Annotated in this window: 19 protein-coding genes; 9 read left to right on the forward strand and 10 right to left on the reverse strand. The window is 66.5% G+C overall.

What is annotated here, in order from left to right; translation table 11 throughout:
* Positions 1 to 21 precede the first annotated feature (21 nt).
* Complete coding sequence (locus tag NUV79_RS02110; protein ID WP_257731417.1) at positions 22 to 1,032, reverse strand: mitochondrial fission ELM1 family protein; 1,011 nt, start codon at positions 1,030 to 1,032, stop codon at positions 22 to 24.
* Between the two features lie 61 nt (positions 1,033 to 1,093).
* Between NUV79_RS02110 and NUV79_RS02115 the strand changes: the two genes are divergently transcribed.
* Positions 1,094 to 1,558 (forward strand): Lrp/AsnC family transcriptional regulator, encoded by a 465-nt coding sequence (locus tag NUV79_RS02115; protein ID WP_257731538.1) that lies wholly within the window; start codon positions 1,094 to 1,096, stop codon positions 1,556 to 1,558.
* Between the two features lie 9 nt (positions 1,559 to 1,567).
* Here the strand turns inward: NUV79_RS02115 and NUV79_RS02120 are convergent, their stop codons facing one another.
* Entirely contained in the window at positions 1,568 to 2,053 is a 486-nt protein-coding gene (locus NUV79_RS02120; protein ID WP_257731418.1) for a hypothetical protein, read from the reverse strand.
* A 171-nt stretch (positions 2,054 to 2,224) separates the two neighbouring features.
* Here NUV79_RS02120 and NUV79_RS02125 point away from each other — a divergent pair, with 171 nt between their 5' ends.
* Positions 2,225 to 2,836, forward strand: coding sequence for a MarC family protein (locus NUV79_RS02125; RefSeq protein ID WP_257731419.1), 612 nt, complete (start codon positions 2,225 to 2,227; stop codon positions 2,834 to 2,836).
* Positions 2,837 to 2,963: 127 nt separating this feature from the next.
* Here the strand turns inward: NUV79_RS02125 and greA are convergent, their stop codons facing one another.
* Both greA and carB read right to left on the reverse strand, forming a co-directional pair.
* Positions 2,964 to 3,440, reverse strand: coding sequence for a transcription elongation factor GreA (greA, locus tag NUV79_RS02130; protein WP_047579718.1), 477 nt, complete (start codon positions 3,438 to 3,440; stop codon positions 2,964 to 2,966).
* A gap of 101 nt (positions 3,441 to 3,541) precedes the next feature.
* Positions 3,542 to 6,889 (reverse strand): carbamoyl-phosphate synthase large subunit, encoded by a 3,348-nt coding sequence (gene carB, locus NUV79_RS02135; protein ID WP_257731420.1) that lies wholly within the window; start codon positions 6,887 to 6,889, stop codon positions 3,542 to 3,544.
* A gap of 228 nt (positions 6,890 to 7,117) precedes the next feature.
* Here carB and zigA point away from each other — a divergent pair, with 228 nt between their 5' ends.
* Complete coding sequence (zigA, locus tag NUV79_RS02140; protein WP_257731421.1) at positions 7,118 to 8,329, forward strand: zinc metallochaperone GTPase ZigA; 1,212 nt, start codon at positions 7,118 to 7,120, stop codon at positions 8,327 to 8,329.
* A 16-nt stretch (positions 8,330 to 8,345) separates the two neighbouring features.
* Here the strand turns inward: zigA and NUV79_RS02145 are convergent, their stop codons facing one another.
* A complete protein-coding gene (locus tag NUV79_RS02145) occupies positions 8,346 to 9,554 on the reverse strand; it encodes an MFS transporter (RefSeq protein WP_257731422.1) in 1,209 nt (402 codons plus the stop codon).
* A gap of 151 nt (positions 9,555 to 9,705) precedes the next feature.
* On the opposite strand from NUV79_RS02145, the gene NUV79_RS02150 reads away from it, so the two are divergent.
* The 4 genes from NUV79_RS02150 (at position 9,706) to NUV79_RS02165 (ending at position 13,157) form a co-directional block, all read left to right on the forward strand.
* Entirely contained in the window at positions 9,706 to 10,095 is a 390-nt protein-coding gene (locus tag NUV79_RS02150) for an ArsR/SmtB family transcription factor (protein WP_257731423.1), read from the forward strand.
* 97 nt (positions 10,096 to 10,192) lie between these two features.
* A complete protein-coding gene (locus NUV79_RS02155; RefSeq protein ID WP_257731424.1) occupies positions 10,193 to 11,254 on the forward strand; it encodes a class I SAM-dependent methyltransferase in 1,062 nt (353 codons plus the stop codon).
* A 147-nt stretch (positions 11,255 to 11,401) separates the two neighbouring features.
* Positions 11,402 to 12,712, forward strand: coding sequence for a hypothetical protein (locus NUV79_RS02160; RefSeq protein WP_257731425.1), 1,311 nt, complete (start codon positions 11,402 to 11,404; stop codon positions 12,710 to 12,712).
* Positions 12,713 to 12,752: 40 nt separating this feature from the next.
* Entirely contained in the window at positions 12,753 to 13,157 is a 405-nt protein-coding gene (locus NUV79_RS02165) for a GtrA family protein (protein WP_257731426.1), read from the forward strand.
* Between the two features lie 30 nt (positions 13,158 to 13,187).
* Here NUV79_RS02165 and NUV79_RS02170 read toward each other — a convergent pair whose 3' ends face one another.
* The 3 genes from NUV79_RS02170 to NUV79_RS02180 form a co-directional block, all read right to left on the reverse strand.
* A complete protein-coding gene (locus NUV79_RS02170) occupies positions 13,188 to 13,658 on the reverse strand; it encodes a hypothetical protein (RefSeq protein WP_257731427.1) in 471 nt (156 codons plus the stop codon).
* Positions 13,659 to 13,662: 4 nt separating this feature from the next.
* On the reverse strand, positions 13,663 to 14,463 hold the full coding sequence (locus NUV79_RS02175) for a hypothetical protein (RefSeq protein WP_257731428.1): 801 nt from the start codon (positions 14,461 to 14,463) through the stop codon (positions 13,663 to 13,665).
* Positions 14,464 to 14,590: 127 nt separating this feature from the next.
* Positions 14,591 to 15,286 (reverse strand): class I SAM-dependent methyltransferase, encoded by a 696-nt coding sequence (locus NUV79_RS02180; protein WP_257731429.1) that lies wholly within the window; start codon positions 15,284 to 15,286, stop codon positions 14,591 to 14,593.
* A gap of 131 nt (positions 15,287 to 15,417) precedes the next feature.
* On the opposite strand from NUV79_RS02180, the gene NUV79_RS02185 reads away from it, so the two are divergent.
* Positions 15,418 to 16,671 carry an SAM-dependent methyltransferase gene (locus NUV79_RS02185; protein ID WP_257731430.1) on the forward strand — a complete coding sequence of 418 codons (1,254 nt, stop codon included), beginning with the start codon at positions 15,418 to 15,420 and terminating at the stop codon, positions 16,669 to 16,671.
* On the opposite strand, the gene NUV79_RS02190 is transcribed toward NUV79_RS02185, so the two are convergent.
* The gene (locus NUV79_RS02190) at positions 16,672 to 17,577 is read right to left on the reverse strand and encodes a DMT family transporter (RefSeq protein WP_257731431.1); all 906 of its coding nucleotides are present in this window, start codon (positions 17,575 to 17,577) and stop codon (positions 16,672 to 16,674) included. It abuts the gene before it with no gap.
* A 91-nt stretch (positions 17,578 to 17,668) separates the two neighbouring features.
* Between NUV79_RS02190 and NUV79_RS02195 the strand changes: the two genes are divergently transcribed.
* A complete protein-coding gene (locus NUV79_RS02195) occupies positions 17,669 to 18,601 on the forward strand; it encodes a LysR family transcriptional regulator (protein WP_257731432.1) in 933 nt (310 codons plus the stop codon).
* On the opposite strand, the gene NUV79_RS02200 is transcribed toward NUV79_RS02195, so the two are convergent.
* Positions 18,602 to 19,027, reverse strand: coding sequence for a group III truncated hemoglobin (locus NUV79_RS02200; protein WP_257731433.1), 426 nt, complete (start codon positions 19,025 to 19,027; stop codon positions 18,602 to 18,604).
* Positions 19,028 to 19,059 lie beyond the last annotated feature (32 nt).

Raw genomic sequence — 19,059 nt, forward strand, 5'->3', positions numbered from 1 at the left:
CCGAAACAAGAGCGGCCGGGTTCAGGAGCGCGTGAACCCCAAGGCAGCCCGGTGGCGCAGCCAGCCTTCCCGTATCGCATCGGCTATGATCGGCGTTGAGTCTATCGGTTCGTAAGCCTTGCCTTCAAGGCGTCCACAGAAGCGATGCACAACGCCCTCACGTTCCAGCGCTGCGACCAGCGCCGCGATCTTGGGGTGGCCGCCCGTGGGCTCGAAAACCAGCACGGGAACGCCTGCCGCCGCGGCTTCCCCGATCATGTTGGTGGAGTCGGCGGTCACGACCACCGCATCGGCATTGGCGAGCAGGGCGAGGAAGGGATTCTCGCCTGTGCCGTCCCACCACCAGGCGCCATGCCGGGCGAACACGGCGGCGACGGCAGAACCCAATGTGGGCGAGGTGCGCCGCGAGGGGGAGCCCATCAGGCTGGCGCCCGATTGGGCGAGTTGGTCGAGCTGCCCGGCAAGGCGCTCGATATCGGCGGGCGTAAAGCGGTGATGCCGGCTGTCGCCACCGACCAGCACGGCAACACGCGGCGTATTCAAGCTTGCGATGGACGGTGGTGGCGCGGCGCGGGCGGCTGCCAGCTTCTCGGGTGTCAGCCGATGCGGCGAGGTGGTGGTGACCAGGACATTGTCGCCGCGCAGCCGGTCATGGCCGGAGACCCAGATCAGGTCGGCTGTGCCGGGGCCGGTGCGCGGGTCCTTGAGGAAGACGGTATAGGTCGCGCCGTTCGAGGCCTGCTTCAGCGCCCGCAGATAGGCGACCGCGCGCCGGCCCGAGGCGATGGCGATATCGGGGAAGGGCGGCTTCAACGGGCTGTCCGGCCGGTCCGGCGCCTCGCGCGGGTCGATCGGCCCGCGCGGCATCAGCCAGGTCCAGGGTTTGCGCGGCTTCACCCGGCGAATCTCCGGGACGACGCCGAGCCGCTCGGCGACGCCGAGGCATTGCAGCTCGTCGCCGGCCTTGCCGTCGGTCAGAACCCAGGTTTTCGGCTCCGGATTGTCGTGCATGGTGGTCTGGGCTCGTGGCATGCGCCTTGTATCGCTTGGCCGCGCCGTCTACACCAGCGCGACCTTCACGCGAGGATACTCGTTGCGCCCCAAACTCGACGATATCGACCTGCGCATCCTGCGCGAGCTCCAGGCCGATGGGCGCATGACCAATGTCGAGCTCGCCAGCCGCGTCGGCATCTCGCCGCCGCCTTGTCTGCGGCGCGTGCGCGCGCTGGAGGAGGCCGGGCTGATCCGCGGCTACCATGCCGATCTTGATGAGCGGAAGCTGGGTTTCGAGGTCGTCTGCTTCGCCTTCGTGCATCTGGCGAGCCAGGCCGAGGCCGATCTCGTCGCCTTCCAGGAGCGTATGCGGAACTGGCCGACCGTGCGCGAGTGCTGGACACTCTCGGGCGATATCGACTTCTCCCTGAAATGCGTCACGCCGGACCTGAAAGCGTTCCAGGATTTCGTCGCCGAGCTCACGGCCATGCCGAATGTCCGCAATGTCCGGACCGCGCTCGCCCTCGACCGGGTCAAGGACGAGCCGATCGTTCCCTTCGGCTGAGCGCGGCTTTCAGCTGGCGATATAGCGCTTGATCCACCAGGCGTTGTTGCGGGCGAGCGCCTTCAGGCGGCGCTGGTCGACATCGGGCAGATACCAGGCGCCGGCACCACCGGAGGTCTCCGTCGAGCGTATCGGATAGCTGGCCAGTTGCCGGCCCTTGCGGTCGTAGAGCGTCGCGGTGCTTTCCAGTGTGTCGTTGCTGCTGCCGCCGTCGGACCATTTGCTGCCGCCGGCATAGCTGGCGAGCCAGATGCTGCCGATCGTCACGACAAGCCGGGTTCCGGTCCGCGGCTGGTAGGCGGGGCCGAGGATTTCGGCGAGGGTCCGTTCAAGCTCGGCCTTCACCATGGGCAAATGCGGCCCCCAGGCTTCCACGACCGAGGGCAGTGCCTCGACCCGGATCGCGCCCACCGCCGGCGCTTGCGCGAAAGCGGGGGAGGTGGCCAATGCGGGGGCGCCGAGCGCCGATGCCAGGACATGTCGACGGGTGATCATGGTCGGATCTCCGAAAGCCTTGTCGGTTCAATGTAGGTGCGGACCCGCGATAGTCCATGGCTGGCGGCTGGGCCGAGCATGCGCGGGAGATGGTTGCCAAGCGGTGTCGAAACCCGGTCTATCGAAGCGGGGAGCTGCGCCTGCGTCAGGCGCGGCCGAGGGGGCACTGCCGTGGATCGCTGGCTGACCGAATTCGTGAAGCTCTGGGTCGTGATCGACCCGATCGGGACCTTGCCGGTCTTCCTGGCGGTGACGGCCGGCCTGAGCGCCGCAGCGGCGCGGCGCATCGCGCTGCATGGCTCGCTCGTCGCCTTCCTCGTGCTGCTGTTCTTCGTCCTGCTCGGCCAGGTCCTGCTGACGGCGATGGATATCGAGCTGAGCTCGTTCCAGATCGCCGGCAATATCGTGCTGTTCCTGTTCGCGCTGACGATGATCTTCGGCGAATCGAAGCTGGAGGAAGACCAGAAGCTGCTGCGCTCCTCCGATCTCGAAAAAGCGGTCTATCCGCTGGCGATTCCGAGCATCGCCAGTCCCGGCGCGATGCTGACGGTGATGACGGTGACCGACAATTCGAAGTTCAGCCTCGCCGAGCAGGCCGAGACGGTACTGCAGATCGCGATCATCTTCGCTATCCTGCTGGTGCTGCTGTTCAGCGCCTCGCGGATCATCGCGGTGATCGGCAATGCCGGCGCCAGCGTCATCAGCCGGGTGATGGGGCTCATCCTCGCCAGTGTTGCCGTGGACGGCATCATCAAGGCGATGCGGGTCGTGCTGGCTGGGTAGGAAGGCGGTGACCAGCCGTCATGGTCGGGCTTGTCCCGACCATCCACGTCTTCATCAAAGCAGAGTGGTGTTCAAACCGTGGATGCTCGCCACAAGGGCGAGCATGACGGGTGTGCGCATGGCCGTCTCAGCGGAAGACGACGCTGACGACCTCGTAGGACTTGCCGCCGCCGGGCGTGTTGACCTGCACGGAATCGCCGACCTTCTTGCCGATCAGCGCGCGCGCGATCGGTGAGCCGATCGAGACCTTGCCGGACTTCACGTCCGATTCCGGCTCGCCGACGATCTGGTAGCTCTTCTCTTCCTCGGTATCGTCGTCGATCAGCTTGACGGTGGCGCCGAACTTGATCGTGTCGCCGCCGGCAAGCTTGGCGATGTCGATGATGTCGGCGCGGCCGATCAGCGATTCGAGTTCCATGATCCGGCCCTCGTTGAGCGACTGCGCTTCCTTGGCCGCGTGGTATTCCGCGTTCTCGGACAGGTCACCCAGCGCGCGCGCCTCGGCGATCGCGGTGATGATGCGCTGGCGTTGGACCTGCTGGCGGTCCTTCAGCTCGGCCTCCAGGGCGGCGAAGCCGCCCGCGGTCATCGGAACCTTTTCCATACCTTCCGTCCCATAAGCTCCGAAAGCGCGGCTCACCGGCGGCATATCGACCGCCGGTTCCCGCGCTTCCGCTCAATCCCTAGAATTCGCCGTGCGGCCGGTCAGGCCGCGCGTTCGAAATACGACTGCAAGGATCGTACTTCGAGATCGCCGCTGCAATAGGCCTTTATGCCCTCCGCCGCAGCGATCGCTCCCGCCAAGGTGGTATAATAGGGAACCTTGTGCAAGAGGGCCGTGCGCCGGAGTGCACGGGAGTCTGCCAGGGCCTGCGGCCCCTCGGTGGTGTTGAAGACCAGCTGGATCTCGCTGTTCTTCAATGCGTCGACGACATGCGGGCGGCCTTCCAGGACCTTGTTGATCTTGGAGGCCGAGATGCCCTGCTCCTGCAGGTGGCGCAGCGTGCCACCGGTCGCGAGGATGCGGAAGCCGAGATCGGCGAGTATGCGGACCGCCGGAACGATGCGCGGCTTGTCCTCATCGCGCACCGAGACGAAGACCGTGCCCTTGACCGGAACCTTCGAGCCGGCGCCGAGCTGGCTCTTGGCGAAGGCTGTGTCGAAGGAACGGTCGAGGCCGATGACCTCGCCGGTCGAGCGCATTTCCGGCCCGAGCAGGACATCGACACCGGGGAAGCGCGCGAAGGGGAAGACCGCTTCCTTGACGCCGACATGGTCGAGCTTGGCAGGCTTCAGGCCGAACCCGGCCAGTGCCTCGCCGGCCATGACGCGGGCGGCGATCTTGGCGATGGGCTGGCCGATCACCTTGGCGACGAAGGGCACCGTGCGCGAGGCGCGCGGATTGACCTCGAGCACGTAGATCTCGCCGTCCTTGATGGCGTACTGGACGTTCATAAGGCCGCCGACATCGAGCGCCAGCGCCATCGCCTTGGTCTGGCGCTCCAGCTCGGCGATGGTCTCGGCCGAGAGCGAGCGCGGCGGCAGGGAGCAGGCCGAATCGCCGGAATGGATGCCGGCTTCCTCGATATGCTCCATGATGCCGGCGACGAAGACGTCCTTGCCGTCGCAGAGGCAGTCGACATCGACCTCGATGGCGTCCGACAGGTAACGGTCGAACAGCAGCGGGTTCTTGCCGAGCACCGTGTTGATCTGGCCGGTCTTGTCGTTCGGGTACTTGGCCTTGACCTCGGAGGGGATCAGCGAGGGCAAGGTGCCGAGCAGGTAGTCCTCGAACTGGATCTCGTCGCGGATGATCGCCATGGCGCGGCCGCCGAGCACATAGGACGGGCGCACGACGAAGGGCAGGCCGAGCTCGCCGGCGATGATGCGGGCCTGCTCCACCGAATAGGCGATGCCGTTCTTCGGCTGCTTCAGGTGCAGCTTGTCGAGCAGGCGCTTGAAGCGGTCGCGGTCCTCGGCAAGGTCGATCATGTCGGGCGAGGTGCCGAGGATCGGGATGCCGGCCTCTTCCAGCGCGTTCGCCAGCTTCAGCGGGGTCTGGCCGCCGAACTGGACGATGACGCCCATCAGCGTGCCGTTCTGCTTCTCGGTCTCGAGGATCTCGAGCACATCTTCCGCCGTCAGTGGCTCGAAATAAAGCCGGTCGGAGGTGTCGTAGTCGGTCGAGACCGTTTCCGGGTTGCAGTTGACCATGATGGTCTCGTAGCCGGCATCGCGCAGCGCATAGCAGGCATGGCAGCAGCAATAGTCGAACTCGATGCCCTGGCCGATGCGGTTCGGGCCGCCGCCGAGGATGACGACCTTCTTGCGATCCGAGGGGTTGGCCTCGTCCGCGGCCTTGCCGGCGAAGGGCATGGCGTAACTCGAATACATGTAGGCCGTCGGCGAGGCGAACTCGGCCGCGCAGGTGTCGATGCGCTTGTAGACCGGGCGGACCTCCAGCGCGCGGCGCGCCTTCCTGACCTCGGCCTCGGTCTTGCCGGAGACGGCGGCGAGACGCTTGTCGGAGAAGCCCATCGCCTTGATCTGGCGGAAGGCGCCGGGCGTGGTCGGCAGGCCGATCGCGCGGATCTTCTGCTCGGTCTCGACCAGCTCACGCATCTGGGCGAGGAACCAGGGGTCGATCTTGCAGCTCTCGTGGATCTCCTCGTCCGTGAAGCCCGCGCGCATGGCCTGGGCGACATGGAGGATGCGGTCCGGCGTCGGCGTTGAGATCGCGGCCTTGATGGCATTGCGGTCGTCGCCCTGGCCGAAGCCCTCGATCTCGATCTCGTCGAGGCCGTCGAGCCCAGTCTCAAGGGAGCGCAGCGCCTTCTGCAGCGATTCCTGGAAGGTACGGCCGATCGCCATGGCCTCGCCGACCGACTTCATCGCGGTGGTCAGCGTCGGCTCGGAGCCCGGGAACTTCTCGAAGGCGAAGCGCGGGATCTTGGTGACGACATAGTCGATCGTCGGCTCGAAGGAGGCCGGCGTCGCGCCACCAGTGATGTCGTTCTCGATCTCGTCGAGCGTGTAGCCGACCGCGAGACGCGCCGCGACCTTGGCGATCGGGAAGCCGGTCGCCTTCGATGCCAGCGCCGAGGAGCGCGAGACGCGCGGGTTCATCTCGATGACGATCATGCGGCCGGTGGCCGGATCGATCGCGAACTGCACGTTCGAGCCGCCGGTCTCGACGCCGATCTCGCGCAGCACCGCCAACGAGGCGTCGCGCATGATCTGGTATTCCTTGTCGGTCAGCGTCAGCGCCGGGGCGACGGTGATCGAATCACCGGTATGGACGCCCATCGGATCGAAATTCTCGATCGAGCAGACGATGATGCAGTTGTCCTTCTTATCGCGGACGACCTCCATCTCGTATTCCTTCCAGCCGAGCACGCTTTCCTCGATGAGGACCTCGCTGGTCGGGGAGGCGTCGATGCCGCGCTCGACGATGTCGATGAACTCGCCCTTGTTGTAGGCGATGCCGCCGCCGGTGCCGCCCATGGTGAAGGACGGGCGGATGATGGCGGGCAGGCCGATATCCTCCAGCGCGTCGAGCGCCTGGCCGAGCGTCTTGATGTGGTGCGAGCGCGGGGTGTCCAGGCCGATCTTGGTCATCGCCTCGCGGAAGAGCTCGCGGTCCTCGGCCTTGTCGATGGCCTCGGCGGTGGCGCCGATCATCTCGACGCCGAATTTCTCGAGCACGCTGATCTTGCTGCCATCGGGCTGGACGATCGACTTCTTGTTGAGCGAGAGCGCGCAGTTCAGCGCGGTCTGGCCGCCCATGGTCGGCAGCAGCGCGTCCGGGCGCTCCTTCTCGATGATCTTGGCGACGATCTCGGGCGTGATCGGCTCGACATAGGTCGCGTCGGCCAGGTCCGGATCGGTCATGATCGTCGCCGGGTTCGAGTTGACCAGGATGATGCGGTAGCCTTCGGCCTTCAGCGTCTTGCAGGCCTGGGTGCCGGAATAGTCGAACTCGCAGGCCTGTCCGATGATGATGGGGCCGGCACCGATGATCAGGATGGACTTGATGTCTGTGCGCTTGGGCATGATCTCGACCGGTCTTGGGCAGGCGCGCGCAAGGCCGGTCCGATCGGGCGAGCGGAGGCGAGGCGAGCGTCTGAATGAATGCTAGGCGCTCGCTATAGACGGCGAAGGCCGCGGGGGAAAGCTAAAAGGAGCGGCACGGCCAGATGTGCACGGCTTCGTCAGGACACTTGCCAGGTACGGGGCTTCCATGAAATGTTATATTATAACATTTCATGTCGAGGTCTTTTCATGCGTCGCCTGCCCGTCACTGTCCTGTCCGGCTTCCTCGGAGCCGGCAAAACGACCCTGCTCAACCACATCCTGAACAACCGCGAGGGCCGCAAGGTCGCGGTCATCGTCAACGACATGAGCGAGGTGAACATCGATGCCGATCTGGTGCGGGAGGGTGGCGGCAAGCTCTCGCGCACCGACGAGAAGCTGGTCGAGATGAGCAATGGCTGCATCTGCTGCACCTTGCGCGACGACCTGCTGGCCGAGGTGCGCCGCCTCGCCGAGGAAGGGCGATTCGACTACCTGCTGATCGAAGGGACGGGCATCGCGGAGCCGCTGCCGATCGCCGCGACCTTCGAATTCCGCGACGAGGCCGGACTTTCGCTGTCGGATATCGCCCGGCTCGACACGATGGTGACGGTGGTCGACGCCGCGAGCCTGCTGCGTGACTACGGCTCGCGCGATTTCCTGCGTGAGCGCGGCGAAACGGCGGGGGAGGGCGACGAGCGCACGCTGGTCGATCTCCTGGTGGAGCAGATCGAGTTCGCCGATGTGGTGGTGCTGAACAAGATTTCGGACGCTTCGCCCGAGCAGCGCGAGGCCGTCAGCAGGATCGTGCGCGCGCTCAACCCGGATGCGCGGCAGATCGAGGCGGATTTCGGCAAGGTGCCGCTCGATGCCGTGCTCGATACCGGGCTGTTCGACCACGAGAAGGCGCAGGAACATCCACTCTGGCACAAGGAGCTCTATGGCTTCAAAGACCATGTGCCGGAGACGGAGGAATACGGCATTTCCTCCTTCGTATATCGGGCAAGGCGCCCGTTCCACCCCGAAAAGTTCAGCGCCTTTCTCGCCCGCACATGGCCGGGGCTGATCCGCGCCAAGGGGCATTTCTGGCTGGCGACGCGGCCGGACTGGGTCGGCGAGATGTCGCTCGCCGGCAGCATCTGCCGCACGGAGGCGATGGGCTTCTGGTGGGCTGCCGTGCCGCGCTCGCGCTGGCCGGATCATCCCGAATGGCAGGCGATCCTGAATCGCAACTGGCACTCCGTTTGGGGCGACCGCCGGCAGGAGCTGGTCTTCATCGGGACCGAGCTGGACGAGGCGGCGATTCGCGCCGCGCTCGATCTCTGCCTCGTCGGCGATGCCCTGCCGCTGCGCTTCAACCCGGAGCGCTATCGCGACCTGCCGGACCCGTTCCCGGCCTGGCGGCGGGCGGAGGCGGCTTGAGCCGCCTCGCTTAGTTTCAGCTTCGCGCTGGTGCTGCCGTCTCCGGCAGGGGCGGCACGCGCTTGGCGGCGCGCTTGCGGTAGAGCGTGAATGCGAGCACGGCGAGCGCCGCAACCTCGCAGGCGGCGCCGACGAAGCCAAGCGGCCAGGTGCCGGCATGGCGCATCACCTGCTGGCCCAGCGCCGCGCCGGCCGCGATGCCGAAATAGAGCGCGGAGGCGTTGAGCGAGAGCGCGACCACGGTCGCATCCGGCGCCATCGCTGCCAGTCGGGACATCTGCGAGGGATGGCCGGCCCAGCCCGCCGCGCTCCAGACGAAGAGCACGACGGGAATCGGCCAGATCGCCAGAGCCGGAGGCAGACTGATCGCGATCAGCGATGCCGTGAAGAGTGCTGCCGCCAGGATCGACAGCACGACGCTCAGAGAGCGTTCGGGGCCGAAGCGGTCGCTGGCGATGCCGCCGAGCTGGTTGCCGATGGCCGAGCCGAGACCGGAGACGACCAGCGTCGCCGCGAGCCAGGGGCCGGTGATGCCGGCATGGTTGGTCAGGAAGGGCGCGATATAGGTGTAGAGAACGAAGGCGCCGGTGGTCCACAGCATGGTGGTGGCCAGCGCCAGCAGCACGTCGCTGCGCGCCGCGACCTGGAGCCGCTCCCGCAAGGTGTTTGTGCCGTGCGGCAGGCCCTTGGGCAGCTTGGCCAGAAGGCCCGCCAGCGAGAGCGTGCTCAGGCCCGCCACGATCAGGAAGGCAAGGTGCCAGCCGCCGAAGCCGACCACGGCGGTGCCGACCGGGATGCCCAGGATCAGCGAGACGGTCATGCCGCCGGTGACGAGCGCGATGGCGCGGCCGCGCCGCTCGGGGGCGGAGATCGCGACGGCAACCGCATTGGCCGCTGGCATGAAGACGCCGGCCGAGAGCGCCATGACGATGCGGGCGGCCATCACCACCCAGAAGTCGGTGGCGAAGGCGGCGCCGAGATTGGCGAGGCCGAAGACGGTGATCGCGCCGGCCAGGACCAGCTTGCGGTCGGCATCGCCGAGCACGGTCGAGAGGATCGGCGAGCCGATTGCATAGGCCAGGGCGAAGATCGAGATGAGGAGGCCTGCGGTATCGAGGGAGACGGCGAGGCCGGAGGCGAGATGGGGCAGGATGCCAGTGACGATCAGGCTGCCCGTGCCGATGGCGAAGGCGCCGCCGGCGAGCGAGAGAAGGCGCGTATCCATGGGAATGATCCTTGCGGATGATCGCTGTTTCGAAAGCTGGGTTCGAAATTCAATGATCGTTGAATTAAACCTGCCTGGCGATTACCACAAGGGTAATTTCAATGAATGTTGAATATTGTCAGAGGCAGCTTCATCGCCTATCTCGGAGGCCATGAAGCCGGTTTTTCACCCCGATATCGAGGATGTTGCGCCCGCCGACGTGTTCGGTGCGCTGGCCGATCCGATCCGGCTCGGCATCCTCGTCGCGCTCTCCGAGGTCAACGAGGTCGACAAGGCGCGCTGCAGCCATTTCACGGCCTTCGCCTCTCCTTCGCTTTTGTCCTACCATTTCGCCAAGCTGCGCGAGGCCGGTATCACCCGCATGCGGGTGGAGGGCACGTCGCGCTACCTCAGCATCCGGCGCGAGGAATTGAACCAGCGCTTTCCGGGGCTGATCGACAGCGTCATCGAGACGGCACGGCGCGACCCGAACCTGCCGCGGCTGGGGTCGGAATGGCTCGCGGGCGCCGAACAGGCTCAGGGTCAGACTTCGTCACGTTGACAGGCCCTCGCACGGGTCTAGCGTCATCTCTTCCGCGATGGCGTCGAGCCGGATCGCGACACCGCACCGGCCACGCCCGAACCCGAGGAGCATGGCCATGCGTGCTGCCGACCCTCAGAAACTCGATGCCCTGGTTGGACGTCTCGTCGGGGACGTCGGTGCCTCCGTCACCGGCGCCCTGATCGTGCTGGGCGATCAGCTCGGCCTCTACAAGGCGATGGCCGACGGCAAGCCCGTCACCTCCCAGCAGTTGGCCGAGAAGACCGGCCTCAAGGAGCGCTATCTGCGCGAATGGCTCGCGGGCCAGGCCTCGGCCGGCTATGTCGACTATGACGAGGGCAGCGACAGCTTCAGCCTCTCGCCCGAGCAGGCCATGGCCTTCGCCGAGGAGGACAGTCCGGCCTTCTTCGCCGGCGCCTTCGAGATCGTCCAGTCGATGTGGGTCGACGCGCCGAAGGTCGAGGAGGCCTTCCGCAATGGCTCAGGGCTGGGCTGGCACGAGCACAGCAAATGCCTGTTCCGGGGGACCGAGCGCTTCTTTCGGCCGGGCTACAACGCGCATCTGACGGCGGACTGGATTCCGGCGCTGAATGGCGTCCAGGCCAAGCTGATGCAGGGCGCGACCGTCGCCGATGTCGGCTGCGGGCACGGCTCCTCCACCATCCTGATGGCGCAGGCCTATCCGCAATCGCGCTTCCATGGCTTCGATTATCACGGGCCGTCGATCGAGCGGGCCCGCGAGGCTGCGGAGAGGGCCGGCGTCGGCGACCGCATCGTCTTCGAGCGCGCCTCGGCCAAGGATTTCCCGGAGCGCAAATACGACCTCGTGACGATGTTCGACTGCCTGCACGACATGGGTGACCCGGTCGGCGCCGGAAAGCATGTGCGGGAGTCGCTGGCTGAGGATGGCAGCTGGATGATCGTCGAACCCTTCGCCCACGATCATCTCAAGGACAACCTGAACCCGGTCGGGCGGATCTTTTACGGGGCCTCGACGATGATCTGCACGCCGGCCTCGCTCTCGCAGGAGGTCGGGCTGGGCCTGGGCGCGCAGGCGGGCGAGATGCGGTTGCGCAAGGTCGCGATGGATGCCGGCTTCCAGCATTTCCGCCGGGCGACCGAGACGCCGTTCAACATGGTGTTCGAGGTGCGGGCCTGAGGCTATCCGGCTGATTGCTGTTCGGCAGGCGCCTCGCGGGCGCTTGCCGGGCGCGCCGCCTTATCCACCGGCGGCGCGGGAGTGGGTTGAGTTCGCGAGATATAGATGTAATGTTATACTATTGCATTATTGCCTTGGAGCTCTCCCGTGCCTTCCTCCCGCTTCGTTGCCGCCGGCCTCGCCGGCTGCCTGCTCGCTTCCGCGGCTGTCGCCCATGACCATGCCCCGCTGCGCGGCCGCCTCGTCTTCGCCGATCACGAGAAGCCGGTCGTCCGCATCCTTGATCTCGACAGCGGCGAGGTCACGCACAGCTTCGACGTGCCGAAGGCCAATCCCGGCTTTGTCGGCGTCTCCGGCGGGCGCTATGTCGTGGTCAAGACCGGGGACGAAGCCGGCACGCTTGGTATCCTCGATACCGGGCTGATCGCCGAATCGCATGGCGACCATGTCGATCTCGACAAGGCGACGCCGAAGCTGCTCGATTTCGCCGTGAAGGGCGACCGGCCGGCGCATGTGCTTTCCGGCCATGGGCAGCTCGCGCTGTTCTTCGACGGCTTGCGGCCCTGGGAAGGCAAGAGCGAGCCGAAGGCCGTGCTGGTCGCGATCGATAGCCTCGCCAAGGGCAAGCCTTCCGTCACTGTCTGGCCGAGCCCGGCGCCGCAGCACGGCATCGCCGTGCCGCTGGGCAACCGGCAATGGCTGATGTCGATCCCGAACCCGGCCTATGCCAAGGGCGACGATCGCAGCGCCTCGTCGCGTCCGAACGGCTTCGAGGTTCTCGTGGAGGGCAAGGACTGGAAGCGCGTCGCGCTGTTCGACGATGCCGCAAGGCCGGACGCCTCCTGCAAGCTCTTCCACGGATCGGCCGAAGCGCGGGGTGGGCGCCATGTCTTCGGCTGTGCCGAGGGGGAAGGTGGCGGATTGCTCGTGCTGTCCAAATCCGGCAAGGGCGCCGCGACGGCATGGAGCGGGCGCAAGCTCGGCTATCCCGACGAACGCCGTGTCAGCGCGCTGAAGTCGCGCGACAGCGGGCGCCATCTCGTTGGCAATTACGGCCTGAAGGCGCCCTATGATGCGCTCCTGCGGATCGACCCGGAGGCGAAGGCGCTGAAGATCGAGGACGTGCTGGCGGTGCCGGGCGGGCAGGCCGCCTGCCAGTTCGAGCTCAGCGGCAACGGCAGCCGCCTCGCCAACCTGACGCCGGACGGTAAGCTGCGCGTCTATGAGATCGCGCCGGCCTGGAAGGAGCTTGCGGCTTTCGAGGCGGTCCCGGCCTTCGATTGCGCATACGGGGCCAAGACGCCGACGCCGAGCCTCGCCGTGATCGGTGGCAGCGCCTTCGTCAGCGACCCGACCAGTGGCCGCATCCGCGAGTACCATCTCGATACGCTGAAGCAGGGGCTCGACATGCCCGTCGGCGGCATGCCGGCCAATCTCGCTGGCAGCGACGCCGGCTGACGGGCTTCCGTGAACTTACGGCATCCTCTAGGAAGCGCGGATGCCGCTTCGCCGCTATCCGCGTCAGTTCCGCCAGCTCGCCGCCTATGTCTTCGCCGGCGGGCTGACGGCGGTCGCGCATTACGGCGTGCTGATCGGGCTGGTCGAGCTCGGCCGGATCGACCCCGTGCCGGCGACGCTTGCCGGCTTCATCGTCGGCGCGCTGGTTTCCTATGCGCTGAACCGCTGGATGACTTTCGATGCCACCCGCAGCCATGCCCAGGCCGGCTGGCGCTTCGCCCTGATCGCGGCCGGCGGCTTCGTGCTCACCGGCATCCTGATGCACTTGTTCGTGGCGCGGGCGGGGCTGCCCTATCTGCCGATGCAATTGGTCACCACGGGCGTGGTGATGGTGTTCTCGTTCCTCGGCCACAAGTTCTTCAGCTTCGCGGACAGGGCGGCGTGAGCCTGGGCGCTCTCGCCGCCCGTTCCGGTCTCAGTGCTGCGGCGCGACGGTCAACGTGATCTGCCGACGGCCGATACGGCCCTCCTTGTCGGTGGCCTCGATCTCGATGACATGGTTGCCGCTCGGCACGACGACGGAGGGCGCGTCGATGCCAGTGGGCGTGATGTACTGCTTGATGCGCTGGGTGATGTCGACCGGAGGGTCGCGCCGATAGAAGACGCGCACGGTCGCCGGATCGACCGGCACGCCGTTCGCCGGCATGAAGCGCACGTTGAGGCGGAAGGGCTTGCCGTCGACGCCCTTGTCCGGGGTCGGAAGCGTGTCGATGCCCGGGCCGCGCGTCAGGTTGCGCGTGCTGGCGGGAGCCTTGGGCGCTGCCGGCAGGCCGGCTTCCTCACGGGTGATGAGGTGGACCGGGTCGGCGGCTTGCGCCGCCATCGGCAGGGTGGTGGTGGCGAGAACGGCAGCCAGCATGTGCCGAGCGAGCACAGACTTCATCATCGTCCTATTTCACTCCAAGGATTGCAGCGATGAGGCCGGCGATTGCCGAAACGGCGGTGCCGGCCATCAGGATGGTGGTTTCAATGGTCTTCAGCGTCTCCATCGGCACCTTGCCGTGGACGGCTTGCAGCCCCTTCCGCAGTTCCGGCAGCGAGACGAGGCCACGCGCGGTGAGCGCAGCCTGCGTCACGCGCAGCAACATCCCCGAGAACATGGAGGCGCCGATGCTCAGCGCGTAGAACGAGGTCTCGCGCCAGGCCACCGACCCTTGCGGAAGGAGCGGTATGTTGTCGTGCCAACCCAGCAACGCGTTCATGGTCGCGACGGAAAAAATCGCGAAGGCGATGGCGACGCCGATATCGAAGGCGATCAGGCGCGGGCGGATGCCGAAATAGATCAGGCCGGTGAAGAACGGGATCGCGATCGAGGCGAGGCGCAAGGTCCAGAGCGGCAGGTCGAGCCAGAGGATCACCGCGCAATAGGCAAGCAGCAGCAGGACGAGGCCGAAGGGCAGCACCCAGAAGCGCCGACGGGCGAGTCCGAGGGGGGCGTGTGCCGGCTCCCGTGGCGCTTCTTCTACGCGCGCGAAGGCGGCGGTCCTGACCGGCTCGGCCGTCCGGGCTGCGGCGAGCGCGGCGCGATCCTCCTCGGCGCGCTTCTCGGCGGCGGCGAGGCGCTCTTCCAGCGCATCAAGGCGGCGCAACAGCGGCAGCACGGGCGTGAGATCCCTGCCGCAGCTGCGGCAGGAGAGCACGCCTCGGTTGAGCGCAGCTTCGCAATAGGGACAGGTGAACTGGTCCTGCACGGAAATCTCGCGGGGCAAGCCGCGGTCAAAGCCATACCTGAAGCGTCAAATCAAGGCGTATGACGAACTTCCGTTAGGGAATTTCGACGCCAAAACGCCGGATTGCCAGCCTGTATTCTACTTTCGTCTATGCTGCGGCCTTGATGGCCTCGAAGGTCATGCGGTGCGGATTGTGCCCGAAATTCTTCGGTCGCTGCACATCGGCGAAGCCGGCCTCGCGGATCAGGGCCGTGATCGCCTCGGCCGTATAGGTGGAAAGACCGTATTGTGCCCGGAGCTTGCGATAGTCGGAGAAGGCGGTGCGGACGAGGCCGCCGAGCGCAGCCAAGAAGAAGCCGCCGCGCCAGGCGAAGGCGAGCAATTGCGAGGCGTCGGTCAGCGGGCTGACATCGGGCGGGATGACATCGGCGAGGACCAGCGCGCCGCCGGGTTTCAAGCGGTCGCGCCAGGTCTCCAGCAGGGCCTTCAATTCGTCGCGCGAAAGGTATTGCAGCAGCGAGTTGGCGACGACGAGATCGAGGGAGGCCAACGGCAGGGCCTCGACCTCCTCCGGCGAAACCACGACGATGTTCTCCTTGCGGCCGAACTGGGCGCGCAGCTTGTCGCGCACGGTTGGAGCGGCTTCGCAGAGATAGAGCTTGCCGCAGGCGGCGGCAACGCGGGCGGCGTCAAGCGCCTCGCCACAGCCATGGTCGAGGACGACGGCGTCGGCTGCCGGGATATGGCCGATCAGGTCGGTCGCGATGGCGCGATAATGCAGGGCCTTGTGGCGCGGCGAGACGTAGATCGAATGCTCGCCATTCCAGAAATCGCGCCAGGACATGTGTTTGGTCGACCCTCGGGTTGCAGAAATCTCTCGATGACTACGCGCAAGCCGGGTGGCTCCGCAACCTTCGGGGGTTTCGAGGCTGCCGGGTTTCCGCTTTAGTTGGCGAATCGAGACGAGGAGCGCCCATGCTGCTGCTGCCGCGATTGCTCAAGCGGTTCATCCGCCACGGCCGCCTGACGGTCATCACGCCGGATGGCAAGCGGCATGTCTTCGGTTCCGGGCCGGCGGAGCTGCTCTTCGCGGGCGTTACCAAGACGGCGCCGGCCGTCACCGTTCGCTTCCATGACAACCGCATCGAGCGCGAGCTCTTCCTCAACCCCGAGCTCGCCCTCGCCGAAGGCTACATGGATGGGCGGATCGACTTCGAGGAAGGCACGATCCACGACCTGCTGACGCTGTTCTGGCTGCAGCGCCGCGAGATGCGCAAGGACCCGCTGCAGCAAGCGATCCGCAAGGTCCGTTTCAAGATCCGGCGCTGGCGGATGCACAACCCCATCGGCGTTGCCGGAAAGAAGGTCAAGCATCACTACGACATCCCGACCGAGTTCTACCGGCTCTGGCTCGACGAGACGATGACCTATTCCTGTGCCTACTGGCATACGCCGGAGGTCGGGCTGGAGAATGCGCAGAAGGCGAAGCTCCGCCACATCGCCGCCAAGCTGAAGATCGAGCCCGGCATGAGCGTGCTCGATATCGGCTCGGGCTGGGGGGAGCTTGCGATCTATCTCGCGAAGGCCTGCGGGGCGCAGGTGACCGGGCTCAACGTTTCGCCGGACCAGATGGCTGCTGCGCAGAAGCGTGCGGAAGCGGCCGGCGTCGGCGATGCCGTGACCTTCATCAACAAGGACTATCGCGAACTCGGGGGCAAATTCGATCGCATCGTCTCCGTCGGCATGATGGAGCATGTCGGCGTCGCGCATTACGGCGAGTATTTCGAGAAGATCCGAGACCTGCTGACGCCGGACGGGATCGCGCTGGTCCATTGCATCGGCCGCGTCGGGCCGCCTGGCTTCACCGGGCCGTTCTTCGACAAGTACATCTTTCCAGGCGGCTATGCGCCGGCTTTGTCGGAGGTATTCGCGGCGCAGGAACAGACCGGTCTCTGGGCCTCAGACTGCGAGTTCTGGCGCCGGCACTATCACTGGACGCTGGAGGCCTGGCGCGAGCGCTTCATGGCGAAGCGCGCCGAGGTCGTCGCCATGATGGGCGAGCGCTTCGCGCGGATGTGGGAATTCTACCTCTGCGCCTGCTCGATCTCCTTCGATATTGGCGGCGACATGGTGTTCCAGCTCCTGCTTGGCCAGCACAGGAGCGCTGTCCCCGTCATCCGCGACTACATCGCGGATGACGAGAAGGCGCTGGAGGCGAGGGGGTTCTGATCACCGCTTGAGGTTGACGACGACCACGCCGGCGAGCGCCATGGCGCCACCGATCAGGCCGAAGACGGTGGGGATTTCGCCGAGCCAGAGGAAGCCGATCAGCATGGCCATCGGCGGCACGGCGTACTGGAAATTCGAAGCGCGGGCGGCCGGCAGGCGCGAGAGCGTGATCGCCCAGGTGCCGTAGGCGATCAGGCTCGGCACCGCCGCGAGATAGACCACCGACCAGAACGAGATGGCGGGAGCGACCTGCGCCTGCTCGATCGCCGACGGCAGGAAGGGCAAGAGCACGAAGCCGCCGATCGCCATGTTCCAGGCGGCGACATGGAGCGGCTTGTAGCGGGCGAAGAGCGGCTTCTGCAGCACGGTGGTGATGGCGTTGCAGAAGGCGGCGCCGAGGATCAGCAGCACGCTGATGCCGATCTCGACATCGAGCCCCTTGCCGAGCGCGATCACGCCGATGCCGGCGAAGGACAAAGCTGTGCCGAGCCAGGCGGTGAGGCTGAAGCGCTCGCCGAGGATCATCATGGCGAGTACGGCGGTCATGATCGGGTTAGTGTTGATGATGAAGGCGGCCGGCCCCGCCGGCACGACGCGCTGGCCGAAATTCAAGAGCAGGGCGTAGCCCGCGATGAAGATCACGCCGCCGACGAGGAAGCGCCAGATATCGCCGAATTCGGGCAGCTTAGCCCTCGTCGCGATGAGGAAGAGCGCGGCCGGGCCGCCGGCCAGTGCGAAACGCAGCGCTGCCATCTCGGCCGGGCCGAAGCCGGCGAGCCCGGCGCGGATTGCCGGGAAGGAGGACGCCCAGGCCATGACCGTGAAGGTCACGGTGAAGACCAGCGTCGGGTCGAGGCGCTGGGCGCCTGAGGCGAGGGCGGGAGAGGTGCAGCTTGAGGAGGACATGATGTCGTTCCTTCGATGGGAAGAAGTTGCTCCCGATAAGCGCCTCGGCGAGCTGATTGACAAACGAACAATTCGCGCATGAGCTGTGAGAATGGATCACAGCTCGAACCTGCCGCCGCTCGATACCTTGCGCGCCTTCGAGGCGGCCGCGCGCACCGGCAGCTTCTCCTCGGCAGCGGAGGCGCTGAACCTGACCCATGGGGCGGTGAGCCGTCAGATTGCCAAGCTCGAGCATTGGCTGGGCCTGCGCGTCTTCCTGCGGCAGGCGCGCGGCGTCTCGCTGACGCCGGAAGGGCAGCGCCTGCTCCAGCGCACGCAGGAGGCCTTCGCGCTGATCGCCGACAATTCCGAGCGCTGGCGCGAAGTGCGGGGCGCTTCGGTGGTCCGGGTCAGCGCGCCGCCCTCCGTCTGTGCACTCTGGCTGATGCCGCGATTGACCGTGCTTGAGGCCGGGACGCCCTCGCTGCGGATCGTGCTGCAGGTCGAGCATCGCAAGGTGGATTTCGAGGAAGAGGGCGTCGATCTCGGCATTCGTTGCGGGCGCGGCGGCGCGCCGGACCGGCTTTCGCTCAAGCTGTTCGAGGAATGGTGCTTCCCGATCGCCTCGCCGCAGCTCGCCGAGGCGATCGGTGAGGGCGCGCCGGAGCGTCTGCTCGCGCAGCCCCTGATCCATGACTCAGACGCCGCCGGCTGGAAGGCGTGGTTTGCGGCGCAGGGGCTCGACTATCGGCCCCGCCCGCAGGATCGACGCTTCGAGGATTACAATCTCGTGCTGGATGCCGCCGCGCATGGTCTCGGCATCGCGCTGGCGCGTCCGCCGCTGGCACGCGAGCAACTGGCGGCGGGTCGGATCGTTCGCGGGGATGAGCGCGAGGCGCTGAACCCCGTTTCCTACTGGCTCGACCGGCCGCTGGGCGCGCTCAGGCCTTCGGCAGCAGCGCTGGCCGAGCGGATCGCGCGGGAAGCGGGAGCCGATCGCGGGGAGATCGCGGCCTTTCTCAGCCGGGAAGCCCGAGCGGCCTGATCAGCGCAAGCTGTGCCGCGGCGCCGCGAATTCGCCACGCTGGCTGGCCCGGGCCATCTCGAAACTGTCGGCGATGCGTCGCGCCCTGACGATGAAGGCCTGTGCGATATCGGGCGGGCAGACCTCATGCGCGGTGATCTCGAACAGGTCGAGCCAGCGGTCGAAATGCTTGCCCTCAAGCGGGAGGATCAGATGCGGGCGCATCGGGCGGCCATCGTAGCGGCCGGTGCGCAGCATCACGCCGCTCCAGAAATCGGTGATCTTGCCGATATGGTGGTCCCAATCCTCGACGGCGGCGGCGAAGACTGGCCCGATCAGCTTGTCCTCCCGGGCCCGCGCATAGAAGGTGCGGACGAGCTCCGCGATCATCGGCTCGCGCAGGTCGGGATGGGCGGCGCCCGGATAGATCAGTGGATTGTCGGTCATCGCAGGAACATTCGCGTTTTCGGTATTCTCGT

The organism is Allobosea sp. 47.2.35 (assembly GCF_024655635.1).
Classification (GTDB): Bacteria; Pseudomonadota; Alphaproteobacteria; order Rhizobiales; family Beijerinckiaceae; genus Allobosea.

Bases quoted from the DNA above. Each gene is read 5' to 3' on its own strand.
- NUV79_RS02110 (WP_257731417.1), bottom strand. From the start codon at position 1,032: ATGCCACGAGCCCAGACCACCATGCACGACAATCCGGAGCCGAAAACC.
- NUV79_RS02120 (WP_257731418.1), bottom strand. From the start codon at position 2,053: ATGATCACCCGTCGACATGTCCTGGCATCGGCGCTCGGCGCCCCCGCA.
- greA (WP_047579718.1), bottom strand. From the start codon at position 3,440: ATGGAAAAGGTTCCGATGACCGCGGGCGGCTTCGCCGCCCTGGAGGCC.
- carB (WP_257731420.1), bottom strand. From the start codon at position 6,889: ATGCCCAAGCGCACAGACATCAAGTCCATCCTGATCATCGGTGCCGGC.
- zigA (WP_257731421.1), top strand. From the start codon at position 7,118: ATGCGTCGCCTGCCCGTCACTGTCCTGTCCGGCTTCCTCGGAGCCGGC.
- NUV79_RS02145 (WP_257731422.1), bottom strand. From the start codon at position 9,554: ATGGATACGCGCCTTCTCTCGCTCGCCGGCGGCGCCTTCGCCATCGGC.
- NUV79_RS02150 (WP_257731423.1), top strand. From the start codon at position 9,706: ATGAAGCCGGTTTTTCACCCCGATATCGAGGATGTTGCGCCCGCCGAC.
- NUV79_RS02155 (WP_257731424.1), top strand. From the start codon at position 10,193: ATGCGTGCTGCCGACCCTCAGAAACTCGATGCCCTGGTTGGACGTCTC.
- NUV79_RS02165 (WP_257731426.1), top strand. From the start codon at position 12,753: ATGCCGCTTCGCCGCTATCCGCGTCAGTTCCGCCAGCTCGCCGCCTAT.
- NUV79_RS02170 (WP_257731427.1), bottom strand. From the start codon at position 13,658: ATGATGAAGTCTGTGCTCGCTCGGCACATGCTGGCTGCCGTTCTCGCC.
- NUV79_RS02180 (WP_257731429.1), bottom strand. From the start codon at position 15,286: ATGTCCTGGCGCGATTTCTGGAATGGCGAGCATTCGATCTACGTCTCG.
- NUV79_RS02185 (WP_257731430.1), top strand. From the start codon at position 15,418: ATGCTGCTGCTGCCGCGATTGCTCAAGCGGTTCATCCGCCACGGCCGC.
- NUV79_RS02190 (WP_257731431.1), bottom strand. From the start codon at position 17,577: ATGTCCTCCTCAAGCTGCACCTCTCCCGCCCTCGCCTCAGGCGCCCAG.
- NUV79_RS02195 (WP_257731432.1), top strand. From the start codon at position 17,669: ATGGATCACAGCTCGAACCTGCCGCCGCTCGATACCTTGCGCGCCTTC.
- NUV79_RS02200 (WP_257731433.1), bottom strand. From the start codon at position 19,027: ATGACCGACAATCCACTGATCTATCCGGGCGCCGCCCATCCCGACCTG.